Source organism: Janthinobacterium sp. BJB301 (genome assembly GCF_002735685.1).
In the GTDB taxonomy this organism is placed as follows: domain Bacteria; phylum Pseudomonadota; class Gammaproteobacteria; order Burkholderiales; family Burkholderiaceae_D; genus Janthinobacterium; species Janthinobacterium lividum.
Genome location: NZ_PDZJ01000001.1, coordinates 2813955 through 2835994 on the forward strand (window position 1 = coordinate 2813955; position 22040 = coordinate 2835994).

Here is a 22040-nt window from a genome sequence, read left to right on the forward strand (position 1 = left end):
TCCCCGCACTTCCGCCAGACAGGCGATGATTCAAGCTCAAGCACGCAATAGTTGCATCGGGCCAAACAAGGCCTGCATGTCACGATTGCCGATAAAGGACAGATTATACGGATGTTCCGCCGTCACCTGCGGCAAGGATGCGGCCACCGGCAGGCGTTTGATGAGCTCGGCGATCTTGCCCCACAGCACCAGTTGCGGCATGGCCGCCCCGCCCTGCTGCGCCAGCGCTTCCAGCACCACCTGCAGGAAGGGCAGCCAGCCGCGCGCATCCTGCACGGGCGGCACGTGGGAACGGAACACCAGCGCCGCGTTGAGCAGCAAGAAGCCCTGCTCCGTCATCTTGCGCTGCAAGTCGGGCAGGGTCTGGATCACGCCGCTGCCCGGCAACTGCGCGGCGGCCGCCACGGGCGCCATGGCCACGCCGGACGTGTCGCCACCCTGCAACTGGCCATCGGCCACCAGCAGCATCTTCATGAAGTTGCGCAGGGACGTGGCGCGGTTGACGGGCTTCGACAGGCCCGTCGCCGACCACAGGCTGCCGACGGCACCATCCATGAAGCACACGCCCGTGGCGCTGTCGGCGCGCGGATACGGCCCCTCGCCCACCAGCACGTAGCGCACCTGTGCCAGCGGCAAGGCAAAGGCGGCAAACAGCCGGCCCTGCGTAGGCAGGTAGTCGTCGGCGGCCAGCGCCGGCAGGTAGGCGGGGTCGGCCGCCATCACGGCCTGCAAGCCGCGCAGCAGGATGGGACGCCAGGAAGCGTGCGCCAGGGACAGGGCATCGGTGATGCTGGCAGGAACGATTGTTGCGGTCATGGGGCGTGAAGTATTTGGGCAAACGCAAATTGTAGCCTACCGGCAAGCTGGTACTGACTGCCCAAAATCAAGCACCCATAAAAAAGCCCCGGCCTGCATGCTGGCCGGGGCGGTTCGCGGCTTGACGCGGATCAAACTTATTCTGCGTCAGGCTGCTGCGACGGATGCGCGGCGGCAAACGCAGGCAAGCCGGTGCAATGCGCGTGAATGCGCGCCACGCGCGGGTACGGCGCCAGGTCGATGGCGAAACGCTGTGCATTGAATACCTGCGGCACCAGGCAGCAGTCGGCCATCGTCGGGCTGCCGCCATGGCAGAACAGGCCCGTGCCGGCCGGGTCGCCCTGCGCCAGCAGCGCTTCCACGGCCGCCAGACCCTCGGCCATCCAGTGGCGGTACCACTCCTGCTTGGCCTCGTCCGACAGCCCCAGGGTATTTTTCAGGTATTTCAAAACGCGCAGGTTCGTCAGCGGATGGGCATCGCAGGCGATGGCCAGCGCCAGCGCGCGCACCCTGGCGCGTCCCAACGCGTCGGCCGGCAGCAGCGGCACGGCTGGCCGCGTCTCGTCCAGATATTCCAGCATCGCCAGCGACTGCGTCAGGATGGCGCCGTCGTCGTCGAGGGCCGGCACCAGCGCCGACGGGTTGACGGCGCGGTAGGCGGGCAGCAGTTGCTGGCCGCCGTCCTGCAGCAGATGCACGGGGATGGTGTCGTAGGCGATGCCCTTCAAATTGAGGGCGATGCGCACCCGATAGGCGGCCGAACTGCGGAAATAGGTGTACAGCTTCATGGGGCGCCCTCCCCTCAGGCGCGGCCGGCGTACGGGGCCACGGTCTGCTCGATGCTGCCGAAGATGCTGGCACCGGCCGCGTCGCGCATCTCGATGCGCACCGTGTCGCCGAACTTCAGGTACGCCGTCTTCGGCGCGCCGTGTTCGATGGTTTCATACATGCGCACTTCGGCCAGGCAGCAATAGCCCACGCCGCCGTTCCCGATGCTGGAGCCAAACAGGTTGCCCTGCTTGTTCGACACGGTGCCGGAACCGATGATGCTGCCGGCGCCCAGTTCGCGCGTCTTCGCCGCATGCGCCACCAGTTGGGCAAAGTTGAATGTCATGTCTTCGCCCGCATTCGGCTTGCCGAACGGTTTGTCGTTCAGGTCAACCAGCAACGGCAGGTGCAGCTTGCTGTCCGCCCAGTCGGCACCCAGTTCATCGGGCGTGACGGCGACGGGCGAAAACGCGCTGGCCGCCTTCGACTGGAAGAAACCGAAACCCTTGGCCAGTTCGCCCGGAATCAGGTTGCGCAGCGAGACGTCGTTGACCAGCATCACCAGGCGGATCGCCTTCGCCGCGTCGTCCACGCCGGCGCCCATGGCCACGTCGCCCGTAATCACCGCCACTTCCGCTTCCAGGTCGATGCCCCACTCTTCGGACAGCGCGAAGATCGGGTCGCGCGGACCGATAAAGCTGTCGGAGCCGCCCTGGTACATCAGCGGGTCCGTGTAGAACGAAGCCGGCACCTCCGCGTTGCGCGCCTTGCGCACCAGCTCCACGTGGTTGATATAGGCGGAACCGTCGGCCCACTGGTAGGCGCGCGGCAGCGGCGAGTGGCACAGCGCCGCGTCAAAGGGCTGGGCGTCCGGCGCCTTGCCTGCATTCAGGTCCGCGTAGGCAAGTTCGAGCTTGGGCGCGACGGCGTCCCAGTTGTCGAGCGCCGCCTGCAGGGTGGGCGCGATGGCGGCCACTCGCTGGTACTGGCGCAAGTCGCGGCTGACGAGGATCAGGGCGCCGTCGCGGCTGCCGTTTTTCAGGGTTGCGAGTTTCATGGTGTTCCTTGTTCGATGTATGTCAGAGAGTGTCGGTCTGCCGTATTCAAGCTACTGCGCTCAGGCTTGCGCCGGCGCGTGCATCCAGGCGGCGTGTTTTGGCGCGCGGCGCGTCTGCGACCATTCTTCCAGCATTTCCCATTTGACGGCGTCCAGTTTGGCCATCATCTCGGGCGTGCCCACGTTGGCCGCCAGTTCCAGGCGGTGGCCGTTGGGGTCGAAGAAATAGATCGACTGGAAGATGGCGTGGTTGACGGGACCGAGCACCTCGATGCCGCCGGCTACCAGGCGCTCCTTGGCGGCCAGCAGCTCTTCCATGCTGCCCACTTCCAGCGCCAGATGCTGCACCCAGGCCGGGGTATTGCGGTCGCGGTCCATCGGCGGCTGCGTCGGCAGCTCGAAGAAGGCCAGCACATTGCCCTGGCCCGCGTCGAGGAAGACGTGCATGTACGGGTCCGGCGCCTTGGTCGACGGCACCAGGTCTTCGGCGATGGCGAGGACGAAATTCATGTTCAAATGCTTGACGTACCACTCGACGGTCTTCTTCGCGTCGATGCAGCGGTAGGCGACGTGGTGGATTTGCTTGATCTTCATGTGCTTGTCTCCAATGGATGGCGCCCTGGGCGCAATGGCTGGCCTGTTTTTCAGCTTTTCACCATTAGAATCGAGTTCCAGCTATCATACAAACAATTTTTAACCATTGATTTATCGGATTATCTTATGAGTCCCAGCCTGCGGCAGATGCGCGCCTTCGTGGCACTGGCCAAGACCGGCAGTTTTACCCTGGCCGCCGAATACCTGCACGTGACGCAGTCCGCCTTGAGCGGCTTGATCAAGGAACTGGAAAGCGTGCTGGGCGTGCGCGTGGTCGAGCGCAGCACGCGCAAGACGCAGCTGTCCGAAATCGGCCGCGAACTGTATCCGCTGTTTGAAAAGATGATCGAAGACCTCGATGGCGCCATGGCTGGCATCGCCCAGCGCAAGGCCCTGAAGACAGGCCTGGTGCGCATTGCCGCGCCGCAGATGATGGCGTGCACCCTACTGCCGGAAGTGATCGCCGCCTACCGACAGGCGCACCCGGACGTGCAGCTGCGCCTGGTCGACTGCCCCGTGGAGAATGTCTCGGCGCGCGTCTTCAGCGGCGAAGTCGATTTCGGCATCGGCCCCGAGCGCGATCCGACGGCGGAAATCGCCGCGCAAGTGCTGTTCGAAATGCCCTTCGTGCTGGTCTTTCCCGAACAGCACCCGCTGCGGCAAAAGGAAAGGGTCACCTGGGCCGACGTGGGCGACTACCCGTTCATTTCGCTGCAGGGACAATTTACGGAACGCCTGCTGCGCGACATGCACGGCGCGTTTCGCGAGCTGTCGCTCAATCCCTATAACGAAGTGACCTTCATGACGACGGCGCTGGCCATGGTCAGCGCCAACCTCGGCATCACGGTCTGCCTGCCGTACGCGGAACCGATGGTCAAACTATATAATTTGCACATGCGCGCCCTGCACGAGCCGGAACTGACGCGGCGCTTCTTCGTCTACACGAAGACGGGACGGTCGCTGTCGCCGGCGGCCGAAAGCTTCATGGCCTTCCTGTTCCAGTTCGTCGAGACGCACGAATGGAACGTGGGGGCGAACGGCGGCGCAGCACGTGTGGCCTTGCCTGCGGACGGTTCGGCCGCCGCCCCTTTATAATGGCACATCACTCCATACCGCCCGCACCATGACCCAAGCTGCCCTGAACGAGCTGTCGTCCATCGACGCCGCCACCATCGCCATCAACCAGCGCATGAACAAATTCGACGGCCACGCACAGGTCTGGCTGTTCGGCTATGGCTCGCTGATCTACAAGGCCGATTTCCCCTACATCGAGCGCCGCCCGGCCAGCATCGCCGGCTGGACGCGGCGCTTCTGGCAAGGTTCGCACGACCACCGGGGCACGCCGATGGCGCCAGGCCGGGTCGCCACCATCGTGCCGCAGGCAGGCGCCGTGTGCGACGGCATGGCTTACCTGATCACGCCCGAAGTCTTCGCCCACCTCGACCACCGCGAAAAGAACGGCTACCTGCGTTTAGCCACCGACATCATCTTCGACGATGGCAGCAAGGTTGAAGGCCTGGTGTACATCGCCAACGAGGAAAACGCCGCCTTCCTCGGTGCCGCTCCGGAACTGGACATCGCGCGCCAGATCGCCCGTTCAAACGGCCCCAGCGGCCCGAACAGCGAATACCTGCTGCACCTGGCCAGCGCCCTGCGCGAACTGGGCAAGAGCGACCCCCATGTCTTTGCCATCGAGCAACATCTGGCACAGATGCAGACACAGACACAGACACAGACACAGGATAACGCGGCAGGATAGCGCCCCAACATAGCACCGCACGGCAGCACCGCGGCACCCTGCGGTGCCCGGGCAAGACCCTGTCTCCGGGTTCCCGGACGATGGCGCGCCACTCCCGGCGACCTTCCCCCGGCCGCAGGTCAGCGTCGCCCGCCTTTCAGCTTGTGAGCGCGCCCCAGCATTCTCGGCCGTGACAATGACTTAACTTAAAACAAATCCAGCTGCCCCGCATTGCCATTTTTTACTTTCGCGCCCAGCGGCGGCACCACCAGCGGGCGGCGGAACTGCGTGCAATCGAGCTGCTTGAAGCGGCCGCCCTTGCCATGCAAGCCCAGCCGGTGCACGGCTTTTTCAAAGCGTTGGCGGATGAGGTCGGCCCATACGCCTTCCCCCCGCATGCGCGCGCCGAACGCGCTGTCGTAATCCTTGCCGCCACGCATTTCGCGCACCCGGTTCATCACGCGCTGGGCCCGTTCGGGGAAGTGTGCTTCCAGCCATTGCTGGAACAGGGGGCTCACTTCCCACGGCAGACGCAGCACCACATAATGGGCGTGGATGGCGCCCGCGTCGCGCACGGCTTCGAGCAACTGCTCGATTTCCGGTTCCGTCACGAACGGGATGATGGGCGCAATGCTCACGCCCACGGGGATGCCCGCCTCCGTCAGGGTGCGGATCGTGCGCAAGCGCCGCGCCGGGGCGGCCGCGCGCGGCTCCAAGGTGCGCGCGATGGCCGGGTCGAGCGTGGTGACAGTGACGGCCACGGCGGCCAGGCGCCGGGCCGCCATGGGAGCCAGAATGTCGATATCACGCTCGATCAGCGACGATTTCGTGATCAGCGCCACGGGGTGGTCGCATTCGTGCAGCACTTCCAGCACGCGCCGCGTCAGCTGCCGTTCGCGTTCGCACGGCTGATACGCATCCGTGTTGACGCCCACGGCGATCGGTTCGGTCACATAGGATGGCTTGGCCAGTTCGCGCCGCAAGAGTTCGGGGGCGTTCACCTTGGCGTAGATGCGGCTTTCGAAGTCCAGGCCCGGCGATAGCCCCAGATAACTGTGCGTGGGGCGGGCAAAGCAATAGATGCAGCCATGTTCGCAGCCCCGGTATGGATTCAGCGAGACATTGAACGGCAAATCGGGCGAAGCATTGCGCGTGAGGATGGTGCGCGCCTGCTCGTCGCTGACCTGCGTCTTCCAGCCCGGCGCCGCCGCCTCTCCAGCCTCCTCATCCAGGCCGCCCACGCTCCAGCCGTCATCGAAACCGGCGCGCGCGTGCACCTCGTAGCGCCCTTGCAGGTTCGAGACTGCCCCGCGCCCCTTCCGGGCTTTCAGCGATTGCGGCGGCAACATGGCTTGCCCGGCGAAGCTGTCATCGTGCTCTGGAATGATTGCTTTCATGAACGGCCCCATCAACTGTATATACGTACAGTATACTATGCCGCTGTGCGGACAAGATCAAGGGCTGGCGTAATGCTGTTTCACGCTTTTTCGCCATGCGGCATGACATAACTCAACTGCTGCGCGACAAAACCGTCAAATGCCGCGATCAGGGGAACGAAGCGCTCCGCGTCCTGCTCCAACTGCATGAGGGCATAACACGTCGCCTCCAGGGTCGATAGCTGGTCTGGCGCGTGCGCCTTGCGGATCAGGTAATGGGATGCGGGCGTATCGCGCAGGGGCAGGCGCGGCAGCTGTTGCAACAGGGGATTCAGATACAGCATCTTGCGGCTCTTGCGCCAAGTAGCGTCCAGCACCACCAGCCGCAACCGGGCCGAGAATCGGGCCGGATCAAGCAAGATGGCAGGGTCGAGCGCTGGCGGCGGCGCGATGCCCAGCGAGCGGTCGCCGGGCGTCTCCGGATACAGCAGCACGTTGTGCTTGCCGTCCAGCAATTCAGCGAGCGTATCGGGAGCAAACTGCTCGCCCGTCAACATGCGGCTGTTGGGCAAGCTCAGGTGCAGCAAGCGGGCGCTGCCCTTGGCATTGTGGATTTCCAGCGGATGCTGCAGGATCAGCACGTCCACCGCGTGGGAAACGGGGGCGATCCAGCGGCAGATGCAGCTGGATGCGGCGCGCAGGCAGGCTGGGCAGCGCGCCCGTTTGGCCGGTTCCGCCAGGGAGGACGAGGCAGCGGCAGGGCTGGAGATAGCGCTGGAAATCGGGCTGGAGGTACGGCGGGTAGTCATGGCGGAGCGCGTTCGCGGCTGTCTTCAAGCCGCGATTGTAGCGCCCACGCCATGCCAAGGGGAATCTGCGCTTAAAACTCTTCCCATTCGTCGGCGCCCGACGCCACCGGCGCCTTCGACACGCGTGCGCGCGCAGCTTCCGCTTGCGCCGACTTGCCCGGCGCGGGCGCGGCTACGGTTGGCGCCGGCGCACGGTGCCTGGCAGGCTGGATGGCGGGCCGCATGACGGGTCGCATGGCAGATTTTGCTGGCGCAGACGCTGTCACGGACGGACCAGCACTGGCCGAAACATAGTGCTGCGTTGCATCGAGCTTGAACAGGCCCACCACGTCAGCCAGCTTGGCCGCCTGTTCCTGCATGGATTCGGCCGCCGCGGCCGCTTCTTCCACCAAGGCCGCGTTTTGCTGCGTCACCTGGTCCATCTGGCCGATGGCCTGGTTGACTTGTTCGATGCCGGCGCGCTGCTCATCACTGGCGTCGGTGATCTGGTTCATGATCTGCGTCACATGGCTGATGCTTTGCACGATCTCGTCCATGGTACGGCCCGCCTTGTCCACCAGTTGCGAACCGGCCTCGACCTTTTGCACGGAATCGTCGATCAAGCCCTTGATTTCCTTGGCCGCCGCGCTGGAACGCTGCGCCAGGTTGCGCACTTCGGACGCCACGACAGCAAACCCACGGCCCTGCTCGCCGGCCCTGGCCGCTTCCACGGCCGCATTCAGGGCCAGGATATTCGTCTGGAAGGCGATGGCGTCGATGACGCTGATGATGTCGACAATCTTGCGCGAGGAATCGTTGATCGAGCCCATGGTGCTGACCACTTCCGACACCACCACGCCGCCCTTGCTGGCGATCTGCGACGCGTCGATGGCCAGCTGGTTGGCGCTGCGCGCATTGTCCGCATTGAGTTTCACGGTGGACGTCAGCTCTTCCATGGAAGACGCCGTCTCTTCCAGCGAACTGGCCTGCTCTTCCGTGCGTGACGACAAGTCCAGGTTGCCGGCGGCAATTTCGCTCGACGCCGTGCTGATGGATTCCGTGCCCGCGCGCACCTGGCCCACGATACTGACCAGTTTATCGTTCATGTTTTTCAGCGCATGCATCAATTGCCCTGTCTCATCGCGGCTTTCCACGACAATATGGCTGGTCAGGTCGCCGGCGGAAACGGCTTCCGCCACTTCGACGGCACGCGTGATGGGGCGCGTGATCGAGCGCGTGATCCAGTAGGCGCAGGCGATGCCCAGCAAGATGGCCACCACGCCCAGCGAGATCAGCAGCATGCGGCCATTCTCGTAGCGCGAACGGATTTGCGCGGCCGTTTCATCGAGCAGTTTGGCTTCCAGCAATTCCAGCTTCTTCAGCGACGCCAGGTAGACGTCGCGCTTGACGGCCATGTCGCCTTCGTACAGGCGCTTGCCCAGTTCCAGGTCGCCCGCATTCTTGGCCTTGAACACATTCTTGCGCACTTCCGTGTAGGCCTTGCGCGTGCTCAGTACTTCCTGGTACAGCGCCTGCTCGTCCGCGCTCAGTTCGCTCTTGCCGATATCGTTCTGGATTTCCGTGGCGCGTGCAGACGAGACCGCCATTTCCTGTTCAAACTGCTTCTGGTGTTCGGGATCGCTGACTTTCCAGGCGGCCGCCGTGCGCGCCGCATTGACCTCGATGACCTTGGTCCATTCACCGATCAGGCGCTCGTTGCGCACCTTGACGTTGACGAGCGCATCGGTTTCCTTGCTGGCGCTTTGCATCTGCACGATGCCCACCACGGTCAGGCTGGTCAACAGGAGCAGGACGGCGGCAAAACCGCCACCGAGACGTACGCCGATTTTGAGGTTTTTCATTGCGTGATTCCTATCTGAAGAAAAACGATGCACAGACGCCACGAAACCGACCTACTGCTACGTATCATATAGCAGGCATCTGCCGTGCGGCAATCACGAGCGGTGGCGCAACGGACACTCGCCACCGGAATGGCAGCGCGCCGCAGCGCACTACTTTGGAGCAGATTGTGAGTGAATCAGAGTGGTATTGCAAGAAATAACATGCAGAAAAGCAACAGCCAGAAGGCGGTATGCCGCCACGAACGGGCGGCAGGCAAGCAAGGTCAGTTTTGCTTTACATAGATCAATTTTGACGTATCGAAACCCAGGCCAGCGGCTTTCTCTACCAGGCGCTGCTGCAAGGGCGGGTCCATGGTTGGCGTGCGCGACAGCAACCAGAAGTAAGACTTGTCGGGGCCGCTGATCATGGAATAGCTGTAATTTTGCTGGTCGAGGTCGAAGACGATGTAGGAACCATAGAAGGGACCAAAAAACGACACCTTCAGGTAGCCCACGTCTTTCTTGTCGACGAAATACGCCTTGCCTTCCGCGTCCTTCCAGACAGCGTCCGCATCCTTGTAGCCGCGGTTGAGCACTTTCAGGCCGCCATCCTGGCGCAGGCTGTAGTCGGCCGTCACCTGGCTCAGGCCCCGCTCGAAGGAATGATCGAGGCGCGCGATCTCATACCATTTGCCCAGATAGCGGGCCGTGTCGAAGTTATTGACGGGATGAATATTCTCGGGCCGGCCCACACAGCCGGCCAGCACGAGCACACACAGGAACAGCAATTTTTTCATGGTCTTCTCCATCGGGTGAAATCAAGGTTGCAACGTCAGGGTTGCAATGCGTGGTCGACGATGCGGCGGATCGCGCCATTGTTCTGCATGCGCACGATGGCGGCATTGAATTGTTCGATAAAATCATCGCGATACGGGTAGGCGGCAGGCCGGCGTTCCGTAAAACCCAGGTGGCCCTGCTGGCTGGCCAGCTGTGCGGTTTCGTGTATCGCCTGCATCGGCGTGCCCGGCGGACCCTCGCGCCGGATGCGCTGCAATTCCCACTGCGCCGACAGGCGGTCGCTGACATAGCAATCGATGCGCCCGCGCATCAGCTTGAGCAGATTCGTGCGCGTGCCCTTGGCCGTATCGAACACGATGTTGGCCGCTTGCACGGCAGCCGTCAGCTTCGCATCGCCCAGCAAAAAACCCGCGTTCACGCCGATGTGCAGGCCGCCGTAATCGGCGGGCCACTGCCGCAGCGTACGTTTGGCCAGCACGTCCTGGTTGCACAGCACCACCAGCTGCTCCATCAGCAGCGGCACGGAATAGCGCACATACGGCCGCTCGCTGCGCCACGAATACGGTGGATACAGGGCAAACGCCTCGCCCGTCTGCAGCATCAGCACGCCCCGTTTCCAGGGCACGGGGCGCAGCTGCACCGCATACTGCGGCATCGATTGCACGGCTTCGCGCACGATCTCCGTGTAGATGCCTTTCATCTGGCCATGTTCAACATAGGAGTACGGAGGATAATCATCGTCGCCATAAATCACCAGGGGCACCGCAGCTCCGGCCCGCGCGCTGGCAGCGATGAACAGGCATAGCGCGGCAGGAAAAAAGAGCATTCTGAACATGCCCGAAGAGTAGCATGGAAGGGGCAAACGCCATCATCCGTTTGCGCTGTTCGTGCCCAGCATGTCGTCGAGCTGCGCCAGGGTGGCGGAGTCCTTCACGACGGCGCGCAGCCACAGGTGCAGCGGAAGCTCGCCCCAGCTGGCGGCCTTCTCGGCCAGGTAGGCGACGGGGCTGTGCGGCTCCGTGCGGCGGAAGAAATCGGCGACCTGACGCAGCTGGGCCAGCGCTTGCTGGCGCTGCACGATGGCCCCCCCGCTGCCGCCAGCGCCTTGGCCAGCGGAGGGCGGCGCGCCGGCAAGATCTGCACCTGGAGACAGCGGCGCGATGAAGTGAATGACGTTTTCCAGCGCTTCGCGCGCGGCGCGAAAACTCGGGCCATCAGCGCCGAAACGCGCATCGACGCTGCGCTCGAACGCCAGCAGCGACTGCATGCAGTACTGCGCATCGGCCAGCAAGCCGTCGGAAAAGGCGCGCGTATTTCTTTGCCGCGCCGCCTCCATCTGCGCCAGGGTCGCCCCTTCGTCGTGCCGCGTATCGCCCCAGCCCTGATCCGCTGCGCCCTGCGCCAGGCTGGCGGCCGCGCGCTGGCGCGCCGCATCGAAATCCTGCAATGAAAACAGGCCATCTGCGCCTTCGGTCAGCGGGATCTCGCGCAGCAGCTGCGGCGTGCGTGACAGCAGCCAGAAGACATTGCCGATGCGCTGTTCCTGGTCGCCCTCTTCCGCCAGCGGGTACAGACCATCCCAGTAACGCTCGCACAGGCCGGCCAGCAGCGCATAGCCATCGCCCAGGCCACGGAAGTGGCGCGTCTTCGCATGCGCCTCGGCCAGCCACACGGCCACGCGCAAATCCTTGCTGCGCGTCGCGATCAGCTGTTCGCAGCGCGTCGCCACGAAAGGCCAGTCGGCTTCCTTCAGCGCAGTCACCCACTCGCCCTGGTCCAGGGTGGGATCATCGTGCTGGCGTGCGCGCGCGATGGCGTCGAGCTCCTGGCTGAAGGTGAGGTCTTCGCCGCATGGACTGACGGCGCTGACGGGGTGCAGCAACTGCTCCAGATTGAACATGGCGCTCTCCGGAAGATGGATTATCGGATCGTGTACTTGAACTGTCCCTGCTTGTTCGCGCTGACGCGTATCGACGCCACCGGCTCGCCTCCTGCCATGCGCGCCAGCACCGCTTCGGCGATCGCCGGCAGCAAGCTGCCATTGAGGATCTGGTCGACATTGCGCGCGCCCGAATCGACCTCGGTGCAGCGCGCCAGCACGGCGTCGACCAGGCCCGCGTCATGGCTGAACTGCGCCTGGTGGTTGCGCGCGATGCGCGCGCCTATCCGCGCCAGCTTCAGCACGATGATCTCGGCCAGCACCGCGTCGTTCAGGGGATAGAAGGGCAGCACCTTCAGGCGCCCCAGCAAGGCCGGCTTGAAGCGCGCCACCAGTTGCGGGCGCACCAGTTCTTCCAGCGCGGCCGGCGTGGGCAAGTCCTGCGCCGCCCGGTTCAGGCAGGCGGCCATCATGGCGCCCGAACCGAGGTTCGAGGTGGCGATGATGATGGTGTTGCGAAAGTCGACTTCGCGCCCTTCCGCATCATCGAGCACGCCCTTGTCGAACACCTGGAAGAACAGTTCCAGCACGTCGGGATGGGCTTTTTCCGCTTCATCGAGCAGCACCACGCTGTAGGGCTGGCGCCGCACGGCTTCCGTCAGCACGCCGCCTTCTCCGTAACCGACATAGCCGGGCGGCGAGCCTTTCAGGCCGGCCACGCTGTGCGCTTCCTGGTACTCGCTCATGTTGATGGTAATGAGCTTGCGCTCGCCCCCATACAGCAGGTCGGCCAGCGCCAGCGCCGTTTCCGTCTTGCCCGTGCCGGACGGTCCCGTAAACAAAAACACGGCTTTCGGCTTGTCCGGGTCGTCCAGGCTGGCGCGCGCCGTGCGCACGCGCTGCGCCACCGCCTCGATGACGTGGTCTTGTCCCAGCACCCGTTCGCGCAGCGCCCCATCCAGGGTCAGCACCGTGCGGATCTCGTCCTTGAGCATTTTTCCCAGCGGGATGCCGGTCCAGCCGGCGACGATGCCGGCCACCACCTGCGCATCGACTTCCAGCGGCGACAGCGGCGCCTCTCCCTGCAGGGCCGCCAGCTCTTCCTTCAGCGCCAGCAGGCGCGCCGCGCCGATCTCGCCCGGCCGCTCGCCGCGCAGCTGCGCGCGCAGCTCGCCGATCTGCGCCACCAGCGCCTTTTCGCGCTCCCAGCGCTGCGCCAGCGCCGCGACCGCCGCCTGCCCCTCGTCATGTTCGCGCCGCAGCTGCGCCAGGCGTGCGGCGCCGGCTTTATCGGGCACTTCGCCATCGGCCGCCTCGCGGGCCAGCGCGGCGATTTCCGCGCCGATGCGTTCCTGGCGCCGGTGCGCGTTTTCCAGCTGCGCCGGCGTGGCGCGCTGGCCCAGCGCCACCTTGGCACATGCCGTGTCGAGCACGCTGACGGCCTTGTCGGGCAGCTGTCGCCCGCTGATGTAGCGGTGCGACAGGCGCACTGCCTCGACGATGGCGGCGTCGCGCACGCGGATGCCGAAATGGCGCTCCATCAGCGGCGCCATGGCGCGCAGCATGGCGCAGGCGATGTCTTCGCTCGGCTCTTCCACCTTCACCACCTGGAAGCGCCGGGCCAGCGCCGCATCCTTTTCAAAATACTTTTTGTACTCGCTCCAGGTGGTGGCGGCAATCGTGCGCAGGGCGCCGCGCGCCAGCGCCGGTTTCAGCAGATTGGCCGCATCGTTCTGCCCCGCCTGGCCGCCGGCGCCGATCATGGTGTGCGCCTCGTCGATGAAGAGGATGACCGGATGCGGGCTTTTCGCCACCTCGTCGATGACATTCTTCAGACGGCTTTCGAATTCTCCCTTCACGCTGGCGCCGGCCTGCAGCAAGCCCATGTCGAGCGCGTGGATGTGCGCGCCCTGCAGCACCTCGGGCACGTCGCCGGCGGCGATGCGCAAGGCCAGGCCTTCCACCACGGCCGTCTTGCCCACCCCCGCCTCGCCCGTGAGAATCGGATTGTTCTGGCGCCGGCGCAGCAGGATATCGACGGCCTGGCGTATCTCCGCCTCGCGGCCGATCACGGGATCGAGCTTGCCGTCGCGCGCCAGCTGCGTCAGGTCGGTGGTGAACTGGTCCAGCGCCGGGGTTTTGCTGGCCAGGGCAGTCAGCGGGTCGACGGCCGTTTCGGAAGGCTGCGGCACTGCCGCGCTTTCCTGCTCGCCGGAGCCGGCCGTCAGCTTGTCCGGATGGTGCTTCAATTGCTCCACGCTGAAACGGGCGAACAGCTTCGAGCCGCGGTACGCGAGCTGCGACAGTTCCGGCTCCGTCAGCAGCGCCAGCAACAGGTGGCGGCTGCGGATAGGCCCCGGCTGCGCCGTGTCCAGCGAGGTAATCAACCAGGCGTGCTCGAACAGCAGCGGCAAATGGGGAGAGAACACGGGGGTGCGCGCACTGCCCGTCCTGAAGCTGCCGATCTCGCGGCGCAGGTCCGCCTCCAGCGCCGTCAGGCTGATTTCGCTGCGCCGCGCGATGGTGACGAAATCGCTGCGCTCCTGTTCCAGCAAGGCCAAAAACAGGTGTTCGATATCGACTTCGTACTGGCCCAGGCCCACGCAGATCGCGGCGGCGCGGGTGGCGGCCGTGCGCGCCGTGTCATTGAATTTGGCGATCAGGGTTTTCAGGTTGTTGCTCATGCGGCGGCTCCCTTGCGGTTGATCGAATAGCGCAGCGACGACGGCTGCAGCACGGCGTCGAAATTGACCGTCTCGCCGCCGGACCTCACGGCCAGGGTGCCGCTGATCACAAAGCCGACCCGGTTGATGGCGCCCGCTTCGCGCTCCAGGCGGGCGCGCACATTGCGCAGGCGCGGCTCGTGGCGTTCGATGGCCGCCTTCAGCGCGGCGCAGATGCGGGCGCGGTCATCGCTGCTGGACAAGCACATGCCGGCGAAATCGATCAAGCCATAGTTGACGATGGATGCCGCGCATTCCGGATAGGCGTCGAGCGCGCCGGGCGGCAGGGCCACGCGCGTGTTGAGCAGCTCTTCCAGGTCGCGCGCCACCGCATCCTTCAATTGTTCCAGCGACAGGCGCACCGCCACGCCGCCCGCCGCACCGCCGTCGCCCATCAGGCGGTCGAACAGGCCAGGTACATAACTGTCCATGCGCTCTCCTGAAAAGTCGGCGCGGCGCGCGGGCGAAGGTGGCCGCCGCGCGCCGCGCACCGTGGATCAAGCCACGCGGTTCGCGGCAAGGTCCCAGCCGCCCGAGGTATTGCCGCCGGCGCCGCCCGTCACTTTTTGCTGCGTGTATTTCCACTTCACTTTCGAGAACTTGAAGCCGACGTGTTCACCGAGGATATCGCCCTCTTCCACGTTCGGCGTCACGGCGCCGATCAGCACATTCTCGATTTCGATTTCAAAATACTTGACGCGCTCGCCCTGGCCGTCGGCGCGCATGAATTCGAAGCGCGCCTTGGGGATGGTCTTGCCGGCCGAGCAGGTCTGCAGCAGCACCGGCGAGGCCAGGTCGGCCAGCTTGGAGATGACGATGTCCTTGTGCTCGCAGCGTTCGGCCGTGTGGCCGCCGCCCGTCGATGCGGTGGCGGACTTCGGCTGCGCGACGCTCCAGCTGACCGATTTGCATTCGATCCAGTCCTTGTGCTTGTCATCGGTGGACTCGCCCTTGATGCCGTCTATCTGCAGATATACATCGATTGCCATGGTGTGCTCCTCTGGTTGAAAGATGGGTGAATCAGGAATTGGTCGACTTCGGCAACTCCGCGACCAGTCGGAGCGAAACGGATAACTCATCGAGCTGGAAGTGCGGCCGCAGGAACGACACGGCGCGGTACACGCCGGGCCGGCCCGGCACTTCATGCACCTGCACCGAGGCCTCGCGCAGCGGGAACTGCGCCTTCTGTTCCTGGCTGGCGTTATCGTCGAGCAGCACGTACTGCATCAGCCAGCGGTTCAGAAAATCTTCCACGTTGGAGGCGGCGGCAAAGCTGCCGATCTTGTCGCGCATCATCGCCTTCATGTAGTGGGCAATGCGCGAAACGGCAAAGATGTACTGCAATTGGGACGACAGCACCGCGTTCGCGTTGGCCGCGTCGCTGTTGTACTTGCGGCTTTTCTGCGCCGACTGCGCGCCAAAAAACGCCGCATATGCCGTGTTCTTGCAGTGCACCAGCGAGATGAAGCCCAGGTCCGACAATTCCTTTTCGCGGCGGTCGGTGATCGCCACTTCGGCCGGGCATTTCAGGGCCACGTCGCCCTCGTCCGTCTTGAAGGTGTGGGTCGGCAGGTCGTCCACCAGGCCGCCGCCCTCCACGCCGCGGATGGCGGCGCACCAGCCGTAGTCGGCAAAGGCGCTCGTCAGCTTGCAGCCGAACGCATACGCGGCGTTACACCACAGGTATTTGTGATGGTCGCTGCCATCGACTTCCTCGACAAAGTTAAAACCTTCGACCGTGGTGCCATCGGCGGGATTGAACGGCAGGCGGCCCAGGAAGCGGGGCAAGGTCAGGCCGACATAGCGCGCATCCTCGGATTCGCGGAAGGCTTTCCATTTCGCGTACTCGATGGTGTCGAACACCTTGGCCAGGTCGCGCGGCTTGCCCAGGTCGCCGTAGCTTTCCAGGCCAAACAGTTCCGGCGCGGCCGAGGCGATGAAGGGCGCATGCGCGGCGGCGGCGATGTGCGACATCTGCTCGACGAAATACATGTCTTCCGGCTGGCGCGAGATGGCGAAGTCGCCCAGCAGCGCGGCAAACGGCGCGCCGCCGAAGGTACCGAATTCTTCTTCATACACCTTCTTGAACATGCTGCTCTGGTCGAACTCCAGCGCGGCCTGGAAATCCTTCACCAGTTCGCGCTTGGTGGCGTTGAACATGCGGATCTGCAGGCGCGTGCCCGTATCGGAATTGCCGACCAGGTAGCGCAGTCCCGTCCAGCTTTGCTCAAGCTGCTGGAACGGCGCCGCATGCATGATTTCGCTGAGCTGGGTGGAGATCAGGCGGTCGATTTCCGCCACGCGCCCGTCCAAGGTGGCCGACAGGCTGCTGGACATCAGCACCGTGCCATCGAGCACCTGTGCCACCAGCTCCGAGATCAGGTCGCGCGCGCGCGCATGTTCGGCGCCGGACTTGGCGACGCGGCTTTGCTCGACGATCTGGTCCAGCAAATCGGTGGCGGCCGGCGCATCGGATGCGGATACAGCGAGGGATTCTGGGGCTTCTGCCTGGGCGCTCATCTCAATCCTCCTGCGCCGGGAACTGCGGTTTCAGAGTGGCCAGGCTGTCCGTGTTGTTCAGCACTTCCGTCAGCAAGTCTTCCAGCTTGTCGTTGCCGGCCAGCTTGTTGCGCAGGTCGGCCAGCTTGGTGCGCGCCTCGAGCAGCTTGCGCAGGGGCGCCACCTGGCGCACCACCGATTCGGGGCGGAAGTCGTCCATCGAGCGGAAATGCAGATCGACGGCGAACGTGCCGCCCGCCTCGCTGAGGCGGTTCGGCACGGCGAAACGCGCCACCGGCGCCACGCCGGCCAGCACTTCGTCGAAGTTATCGCGGTCGAGGGCGACGAACTTGCGGTCCTTCAGGCGCTTTTTCTCGCTGTCCGGATTGCCGCCAAAATCGCCCAGCACGCCGACCACGAAGGGCAGCTCCTTGTTTTCAATCGCGTCGCCGATCTCGACGTCATAGGTCATTTGCACGCGCGGCGCGCGTATCTTCTGCAGGCGTTTCTGCACGCTGTCGGACTTGGGCATGTCGCTTCCTTTGCAAGGGGATGGTGGGGATGCTCGCTTATTTCAAGCCGCTGAACGGATCGGCCACGCTTGCCGGCGCTGCCGCGCCCTTCGCTGCCGGTGAGCCGGAGCCGGATATGGCAGCGCGCTTGCCGGCCGCCGGCGGGCGCTTGGCCGGCGGCACCAGCACGTCTTCGCCGATGCTCGCGCGCAGCAGCTTGGCCAGGTCCTGCGCTTCCGAGCGCAGCGAGCCATTCAGATTGTTTTGCCGCGACAGGTCGGACAGCGCCTTGCCGGACAAACGCAAGCCGCTGACGGCGACGATGCTGTTGGCGACCTTGTCGTCCGGATCGCGCTCCAGCGCTTCGAGCGCATGGCCGATGGCGTCGCCGTACTGGCCGCGATCGAACTTCATTTGCGCCATTTGCAGCCATGGCGCCTTGTCGGCCGGGTAACTGCTGCCGCCGGCCTTGAGCAGGGTCATGGCGCGCTCGTACTGGCCGGCACGCGCGGCCGCATCGGCATCGCTCATCACTTGCGCCAGGGTCGGCGCGGCAGGTTTTTTGGGCGCCGGCTGTTCTGGCGTGGCGCAGGCGGCCAGCAGCAGGGCGCTGGCGAGGCAGGCAATACGGGGCAACATGGTGGCTGGCTTCATCGAGGCATTCCTTCACGTGGAGGACGCTACCGCTGGGAAAGATGGGCGGCGCCTTGGTGGAGGCCATTATTGATCGCCAATTTTTTTGCCAAATTGAGATTAATCAGCAAAGAAGAAGTTCCACATCACAGCCGCGCGCAGCGACATGAATCCTGATCTGGCGCAGTAATTATCTTGATCGCGGGCGGACTTTGTGCCAACGCAAGCGGGTCGCCCCTGCATGCGCTTAAATGACTGCAACACTTTTATTTCCACCGTTCACCTTGCAAAGATCACCCATGCCATTTGACGCCCCGCTCCGCCGCCTGGCCCGCGCCACCGCGCCACTGCTGCCGGCCCTTCTGCTGGCCGGCTGTGCGGGCGGCGCCATCGGCACCCTGGCCAACGCGGCGCTGCAAGTGGCCGGCGTGGCCAAGCCGCCAGCGGAACTGCCCGACGCGCAAAAGCCGCCGCGCAATGTCAGCATCCGCCTGCATGCGGCGCAGCGCCTCAACACGGATGCCGACGGCCGGCCGCTGGCGCTGGTGGCGCGCATCTACAAGCTGCGCCAGCGCGCCGCCTTCGAGCAGGCGCCCTACGACAGCTTCCTCGACGCGCAGCGCGAAAAGACCGCGCTGGGCGCCGACCTGATGGAAGTGAAGGAAGTGCTGCTGGTGCCGGGCCAGCGCTACGAAGTGCAGGAAAAAGTCAGCAAGGAGGCAGATTTCATCGGCGTGGCGGCCCTGTTCCGCGCGCCTGCGGTACAGCGCTGGCGCGCCACCTTTGTCGCCGCGGACGCGGAACGCGGCGGCATCACCGTCGGCCTGCACGCCTGCGCGCTCAGCGTCGCCAGCATGGATAGCGGCATGGCGCCGCTGGCTGCCCTGCGCTGCCAGTAGCGCAGGGCAGCAAGGCACACCGGCACGCCACACATTCAAGGAGAAACGAGATGGGCATGGCAGCGAAAATCTTGTGGGGAGAGGGCCTGTTCCTGCGGCCGCAGCATTTCCAGCGCCAGGACCAGTATCACGAAGCGCGCCTGCATCACACGGCCAGCGCGCTGCATCCCTACCTGTGGGGCGTGGCGCACATGGCGTGGGACCTGGCGGCGCTGAAGACGGGCACCTTGCGCCTGCATGCCCTGTCGGCGATCTTCCGCGACGGCGAAGTGTTCGAGTCGCTGGGCGACGGCGCGCCCGGCAGCGATACCCTGCCCCCGCCGGTGGACCTGGAAGCGCTGCCGCCGGCGGTGCAGGAAGTGACGTATTACGCGGCGCTGCCCATCCTCAATCGCGAAGGCATGAATTACACGGCGCAGGCATCGACGGCAGGCATGCCGGCGGCCACGCGCTTTGCGCACGCCATGCGCGCCACGCCCGACCTGTTTACGGAGTCCGCCGTGGCCGACGTGGCCTACCTGAAGAAAACCGTGCGGCTGATTCCCGACAGCGAGGCGCGCGGCTCCTACGACTGCCTGCCGCTGATCGCCCTGCGGCGCACTGTATCTGGCGGCTTCGAACCCGTGCCCTCGTTCATGGCCCCCAGCCTGGCCATCGCCGGCGCGCCGCGCTTGCAGGGCGTGCTGGAACACCTGCTCGACGCCTTGCAGGCGAAGGTGAGCGCGCTGCACGGCCACCACCGCGAACCGAGCCGCAACGTGATCGAGTTCCGCTCCGGCGACGTGTCCTCGTTCTGGCTGCTGCACACGGTCAGCACGGCCGCCGCCGCGCTGATGCACTATGTGCGCCATCCGGCCCTGCATCCGGAGCGCCTGTACGAAGCGCTGCTGGGACTGGCGGGCGGCCTGCTCAGCTACTCCAAGCATTACACCCTGGCCAGCCTGCCCGCCTACGACCACGCGCAACCGGGCGCCTGCTTCGACGCCATCGACGGCATCATCCGCGAACTGCTCGACACCGTCATCTCGTCGAAGTATTTTTCCATCGCCCTGCTCGAGGACCAGCCGTCGTACTACCTGGGCAAGCTCGATTCGGGCAAGATCGACCAGCACACCACCTTGTACCTGGCGATCCGCGCCGCCATGCCCGCCATCGAACTGGTGGACGTGGTGCCGCTGCGCGTGAAAGTGGGCGCACCCGACGACGTGGAAAAATGCGTGCTCACGGCCATGCCCGGCCTGAAACTGTCGCATGCGCCGCAAGTGCCGGCCGCCATTCCCGTGCGCCCCGACACCTATTATTTTGCGATTGAAAACCGTGGCGTGCTATATGAACAGATGCTCAAGGCGCAGTCGATCTCCGTGTACGTGCCGGCCGGCATACGCGACCTGCAGCTGGAACTGATCGCGGTGACGGCATGAGCCAGCTCATCGAACGGCGCGCAGCGCCCTCCCTGCTGGGACAACGCGGTTCCGCCCCAACCGGCGGCAGCCGGCATGCCGGCAGCGCCCTGCTGGACCTGATGCACGAAGGCTTTTATATGCTGTTCATGCTGAAGCACGGTTCGGCGCCCGGCGACGAGCAAAGCTTCATGGACCGCATCACGGCCTTCCTCGACGACTTCGAGCGCGAAGCAAAAAAAATCCGCGCCGATGGCGACGATATCGAGGCAGCCAAGTATGCGTTTTGCGCGGCCGTCGATGAAATCATCCTGGCTTCGCCTTTCGCCCTGCGCAAGCAGTGGGAGCGGCGCCCGCTGCAGCTGCTGATCTTTGGCGACCAGCTGGCCGGCGAACACTTTTTCGACCGCCTCGACGCCTTGCGCGGCAAGGGCGCCATGCGCGTGCAGGCGCTGCAGGTCTTCCACATGTGTTTATTGCTGGGATTCCAGGGCAAGTATGCGATCGACGGCGGCGAAAAACTCAGTTACCTGACGGCGCGCCTGGGCGACGAGATCGCCCACATCAAGGGCAAGAGCCGCGGCTTCGCGCCGCGCGCGGACCGCCCCGACCAGGTGGTCAACAAGCGCGGCAGCGACGTGCCGCTGTGGGCGCTGTCGAGCTTTTTCGCCCTGCTGGCCATCTGCGCCTACCTGGGCCTGAAAACCCATCTGACGCGCGGCACGCAAACGACCCTGGCCGCGTATGCGGACCTGGTCAAGCTGGCGCCGCGCCCCGCGCACCTGACCATCACCCTGCCCTGAACACCTCACAGAACCTACTGCGCGTCGAGATTTGCGGCCTGCGATGCTCAATGTGCATTCGCACACCTGCGCTTCTCGGCCACAACTCTCATCCGCTCGCTACGGTTCTGTGAGGTGTCAAGCCAATCTATTGCGCAATACGGAACTCGATGCGCCGGTTCCTCGCCCGGCCATCGGCCGTGGCGTTGCTGGCCACGGGACGGTCCGGTCCCTGGCCCGACACCAGCACCGAATCGGCCGCGACGCCCTTGCTGGCCAGGTAGGCGCGCACGGCTTCGGCGCGCGCCTGGCTCAAGGCCACATTGCTGGCGCGCAGGCCCGTGTCGTCCGTGTGGCCGATCACCTCCACCTTGCGGCCCCGCAGCCTGAGCATGGCGGCCGCCATCTCGTCGAGGATGGCCAGGCCCGCCGGCGTGATGGACGCCTTGCCGCTGTCGAATTCGATGATGCGTTTATCCAGCGCAGCATCAAGCAAACCCTGCTCCGCCTCGGCCGCCTTGACCCGCAAGCCGTTGTTGACGACGTAGGTGGGATTGAGGCTGGTGGCGATGTCGCTGGCGATCTGCTGGCGCTGCGCCTCGTTCGCCACTTCGCCGCGCACGCTGACGTTATTGCCGTCGATACTGATCTGCCCCCGTGAAATCAGCTTCAGGTTCGGCGCAATCAGCTTGTGCACGTAGGCGTTCCAGTTGGCCGGCACGGCCACGCTGCCGATGGCGATCTGGTCGACCACGCGCTCGGCGCCATACAGTTCGCGCAGGCGGGCCAGCACCGCCGCCTTGCCCGCCTCGTCGGCCAGGGTGCCCGTGACAAGGATCTGCCCCGGCATCGGTGTCTGGGGCGCTTGCGCCTGCGCGTGGCAGGGAGCGGCTGCAGCAAGCAGCAGAAGAATGACAGGATATTTCATCGCAATCCT

Annotated in this window: 22 protein-coding genes; 5 read left to right on the forward strand and 17 right to left on the reverse strand. The window is 64.9% G+C overall.

From position 1 onward, the window contains the following. Positions 1–36: 36 nt before the first annotated feature. The 4 genes from CSQ91_RS12490 to CSQ91_RS12505 all read right to left on the reverse strand — a co-directional run bounded on the left by CSQ91_RS12490 (position 37) and on the right by CSQ91_RS12505 (position 3235). Positions 37–816, reverse strand: a complete 780-nt coding sequence (locus tag CSQ91_RS12490) for a uracil-DNA glycosylase (protein ID WP_099388401.1) — start codon at positions 814–816, stop codon at positions 37–39. 137 nt (positions 817–953) lie between these two features. Continuing rightward, positions 954–1604: a maleylacetoacetate isomerase gene (maiA, locus tag CSQ91_RS12495; RefSeq protein WP_099388402.1), complete on the reverse strand. Its 651-nt coding sequence runs from the start codon at positions 1602–1604 to the stop codon at positions 954–956. 14 nt (positions 1605–1618) lie between these two features. After that, complete coding sequence (locus CSQ91_RS12500; RefSeq protein WP_099388403.1) at positions 1619–2641, reverse strand: fumarylacetoacetate hydrolase family protein; 1023 nt, start codon at positions 2639–2641, stop codon at positions 1619–1621. A 60-nt stretch (positions 2642–2701) separates the two neighbouring features. Beyond that, positions 2702–3235, reverse strand: coding sequence for a VOC family protein (locus CSQ91_RS12505; RefSeq protein WP_099388404.1), 534 nt, complete (start codon positions 3233–3235; stop codon positions 2702–2704). 126 nt (positions 3236–3361) lie between these two features. On the opposite strand from CSQ91_RS12505, the gene CSQ91_RS12510 reads away from it, so the two are divergent. After that, a complete protein-coding gene (locus CSQ91_RS12510; protein ID WP_099388405.1) occupies positions 3362–4330 on the forward strand; it encodes a LysR family transcriptional regulator in 969 nt (322 codons plus the stop codon). Positions 4331–4358: 28 nt separating this feature from the next. After that, positions 4359–4994: a gamma-glutamylcyclotransferase gene (locus CSQ91_RS12515; RefSeq protein WP_373630454.1), complete on the forward strand. Its 636-nt coding sequence runs from the start codon at positions 4359–4361 to the stop codon at positions 4992–4994. A gap of 185 nt (positions 4995–5179) precedes the next feature. Here the strand turns inward: CSQ91_RS12515 and CSQ91_RS12520 are convergent, their stop codons facing one another. The 12 genes from CSQ91_RS12520 to CSQ91_RS12575 form a co-directional block, all read right to left on the reverse strand. Further along, entirely contained in the window at positions 5180–6322 is a 1143-nt protein-coding gene (locus CSQ91_RS12520) for a PA0069 family radical SAM protein (RefSeq protein ID WP_099388686.1), read from the reverse strand. Positions 6323–6450: 128 nt separating this feature from the next. Next, complete coding sequence (locus CSQ91_RS12525; protein WP_099388406.1) at positions 6451–7158, reverse strand: tRNA-uridine aminocarboxypropyltransferase; 708 nt, start codon at positions 7156–7158, stop codon at positions 6451–6453. Between the two features lie 71 nt (positions 7159–7229). Then, the gene (locus tag CSQ91_RS12530) at positions 7230–8999 is read right to left on the reverse strand and encodes a methyl-accepting chemotaxis protein (protein WP_099388407.1); all 1770 of its coding nucleotides are present in this window, start codon (positions 8997–8999) and stop codon (positions 7230–7232) included. A gap of 263 nt (positions 9000–9262) precedes the next feature. Continuing rightward, positions 9263–9775 carry a lipocalin family protein gene (locus CSQ91_RS12535; RefSeq protein ID WP_099388687.1) on the reverse strand — a complete coding sequence of 171 codons (513 nt, stop codon included), beginning with the start codon at positions 9773–9775 and terminating at the stop codon, positions 9263–9265. 35 nt (positions 9776–9810) lie between these two features. After that, a complete protein-coding gene (locus tag CSQ91_RS12540) occupies positions 9811–10602 on the reverse strand; it encodes a substrate-binding periplasmic protein (protein ID WP_257217302.1) in 792 nt (263 codons plus the stop codon). A gap of 42 nt (positions 10603–10644) precedes the next feature. Continuing rightward, the gene (gene tssA, locus CSQ91_RS12545; RefSeq protein WP_099388409.1) at positions 10645–11676 is read right to left on the reverse strand and encodes a type VI secretion system protein TssA; all 1032 of its coding nucleotides are present in this window, start codon (positions 11674–11676) and stop codon (positions 10645–10647) included. Between the two features lie 20 nt (positions 11677–11696). Then, on the reverse strand, positions 11697–14339 hold the full coding sequence (gene tssH, locus CSQ91_RS12550; RefSeq protein ID WP_099388410.1) for a type VI secretion system ATPase TssH: 2643 nt from the start codon (positions 14337–14339) through the stop codon (positions 11697–11699). After that, positions 14336–14809 (reverse strand): type VI secretion system baseplate subunit TssE, encoded by a 474-nt coding sequence (tssE, locus tag CSQ91_RS12555; RefSeq protein ID WP_035820620.1) that lies wholly within the window; start codon positions 14807–14809, stop codon positions 14336–14338. The genes tssH and tssE overlap by 4 nt, the downstream gene beginning before the upstream one ends. A 66-nt stretch (positions 14810–14875) precedes the next feature. Further along, a complete protein-coding gene (locus tag CSQ91_RS12560) occupies positions 14876–15367 on the reverse strand; it encodes an Hcp family type VI secretion system effector (RefSeq protein ID WP_034779593.1) in 492 nt (163 codons plus the stop codon). Between the two features lie 31 nt (positions 15368–15398). Further along, positions 15399–16898, reverse strand: coding sequence for a type VI secretion system contractile sheath large subunit (gene tssC, locus CSQ91_RS12565; protein WP_099388411.1), 1500 nt, complete (start codon positions 16896–16898; stop codon positions 15399–15401). Position 16899: 1 nt separating this feature from the next. Next, a complete protein-coding gene (gene tssB / locus CSQ91_RS12570; protein ID WP_070255715.1) occupies positions 16900–17409 on the reverse strand; it encodes a type VI secretion system contractile sheath small subunit in 510 nt (169 codons plus the stop codon). A gap of 37 nt (positions 17410–17446) precedes the next feature. Further along, the gene (locus tag CSQ91_RS12575) at positions 17447–18043 is read right to left on the reverse strand and encodes a tetratricopeptide repeat protein (RefSeq protein WP_099388412.1); all 597 of its coding nucleotides are present in this window, start codon (positions 18041–18043) and stop codon (positions 17447–17449) included. 278 nt (positions 18044–18321) lie between these two features. Between CSQ91_RS12575 and tssJ the strand changes: the two genes are divergently transcribed. Genes tssJ through icmH form a run of 3 tightly spaced genes read left to right on the forward strand, consistent with a single transcriptional unit; the run spans position 18322 to position 21124 of the window. After that, entirely contained in the window at positions 18322–18921 is a 600-nt protein-coding gene (tssJ, locus tag CSQ91_RS12580; RefSeq protein WP_099388413.1) for a type VI secretion system lipoprotein TssJ, read from the forward strand. Between the two features lie 50 nt (positions 18922–18971). Then, positions 18972–20342 carry a type VI secretion system baseplate subunit TssK gene (tssK, locus tag CSQ91_RS12585; RefSeq protein WP_034779601.1) on the forward strand — a complete coding sequence of 457 codons (1371 nt, stop codon included), beginning with the start codon at positions 18972–18974 and terminating at the stop codon, positions 20340–20342. Then, positions 20339–21124, forward strand: coding sequence for a type IVB secretion system protein IcmH/DotU (icmH, locus tag CSQ91_RS12590; RefSeq protein ID WP_099388414.1), 786 nt, complete (start codon positions 20339–20341; stop codon positions 21122–21124). The genes tssK and icmH overlap by 4 nt, the downstream gene beginning before the upstream one ends. 127 nt (positions 21125–21251) lie before the next feature. On the opposite strand, the gene CSQ91_RS12595 is transcribed toward icmH, so the two are convergent. Continuing rightward, entirely contained in the window at positions 21252–22031 is a 780-nt protein-coding gene (locus CSQ91_RS12595) for an OmpA family protein (protein WP_070255729.1), read from the reverse strand. Positions 22032–22040 lie beyond the last annotated feature (9 nt).

Coding starts and splice junctions, on each gene's coding strand:
- tssA (WP_099388409.1), bottom strand. CDS start 11,676: ATGTTCAATCTGGAGCAGTTGCTGCACCCCGTCAGCGCCGTCAGTCCA.
- tssH (WP_099388410.1), bottom strand. CDS start 14,339: ATGAGCAACAACCTGAAAACCCTGATCGCCAAATTCAATGACACGGCG.
- CSQ91_RS12520 (WP_099388686.1), bottom strand. CDS start 6,322: ATGTTGCCGCCGCAATCGCTGAAAGCCCGGAAGGGGCGCGGGGCAGTC.
- CSQ91_RS12560 (WP_034779593.1), bottom strand. CDS start 15,367: ATGGCAATCGATGTATATCTGCAGATAGACGGCATCAAGGGCGAGTCC.
- CSQ91_RS12575 (WP_099388412.1), bottom strand. CDS start 18,043: ATGAAGCCAGCCACCATGTTGCCCCGTATTGCCTGCCTCGCCAGCGCC.
- tssJ (WP_099388413.1), top strand. CDS start 18,322: ATGCCATTTGACGCCCCGCTCCGCCGCCTGGCCCGCGCCACCGCGCCA.
- CSQ91_RS12525 (WP_099388406.1), bottom strand. CDS start 7,158: ATGACTACCCGCCGTACCTCCAGCCCGATTTCCAGCGCTATCTCCAGC.
- CSQ91_RS12500 (WP_099388403.1), bottom strand. CDS start 2,641: ATGAAACTCGCAACCCTGAAAAACGGCAGCCGCGACGGCGCCCTGATC.
- maiA (WP_099388402.1), bottom strand. CDS start 1,604: ATGAAGCTGTACACCTATTTCCGCAGTTCGGCCGCCTATCGGGTGCGC.
- tssE (WP_035820620.1), bottom strand. CDS start 14,809: ATGGACAGTTATGTACCTGGCCTGTTCGACCGCCTGATGGGCGACGGC.
- tssC (WP_099388411.1), bottom strand. CDS start 16,898: ATGAGCGCCCAGGCAGAAGCCCCAGAATCCCTCGCTGTATCCGCATCC.
- CSQ91_RS12595 (WP_070255729.1), bottom strand. CDS start 22,031: ATGAAATATCCTGTCATTCTTCTGCTGCTTGCTGCAGCCGCTCCCTGC.
- CSQ91_RS12510 (WP_099388405.1), top strand. CDS start 3,362: ATGAGTCCCAGCCTGCGGCAGATGCGCGCCTTCGTGGCACTGGCCAAG.
- tssB (WP_070255715.1), bottom strand. CDS start 17,409: ATGCCCAAGTCCGACAGCGTGCAGAAACGCCTGCAGAAGATACGCGCG.
- icmH (WP_099388414.1), top strand. CDS start 20,339: ATGAGCCAGCTCATCGAACGGCGCGCAGCGCCCTCCCTGCTGGGACAA.
- CSQ91_RS12515 (WP_373630454.1), top strand. CDS start 4,359: ATGACCCAAGCTGCCCTGAACGAGCTGTCGTCCATCGACGCCGCCACC.
- CSQ91_RS12530 (WP_099388407.1), bottom strand. CDS start 8,999: ATGAAAAACCTCAAAATCGGCGTACGTCTCGGTGGCGGTTTTGCCGCC.
- CSQ91_RS12505 (WP_099388404.1), bottom strand. CDS start 3,235: ATGAAGATCAAGCAAATCCACCACGTCGCCTACCGCTGCATCGACGCG.
- CSQ91_RS12540 (WP_257217302.1), bottom strand. CDS start 10,602: ATGCTCTTTTTTCCTGCCGCGCTATGCCTGTTCATCGCTGCCAGCGCG.
- CSQ91_RS12535 (WP_099388687.1), bottom strand. CDS start 9,775: ATGAAAAAATTGCTGTTCCTGTGTGTGCTCGTGCTGGCCGGCTGTGTG.
- tssK (WP_034779601.1), top strand. CDS start 18,972: ATGGGCATGGCAGCGAAAATCTTGTGGGGAGAGGGCCTGTTCCTGCGG.
- CSQ91_RS12490 (WP_099388401.1), bottom strand. CDS start 816: ATGACCGCAACAATCGTTCCTGCCAGCATCACCGATGCCCTGTCCCTG.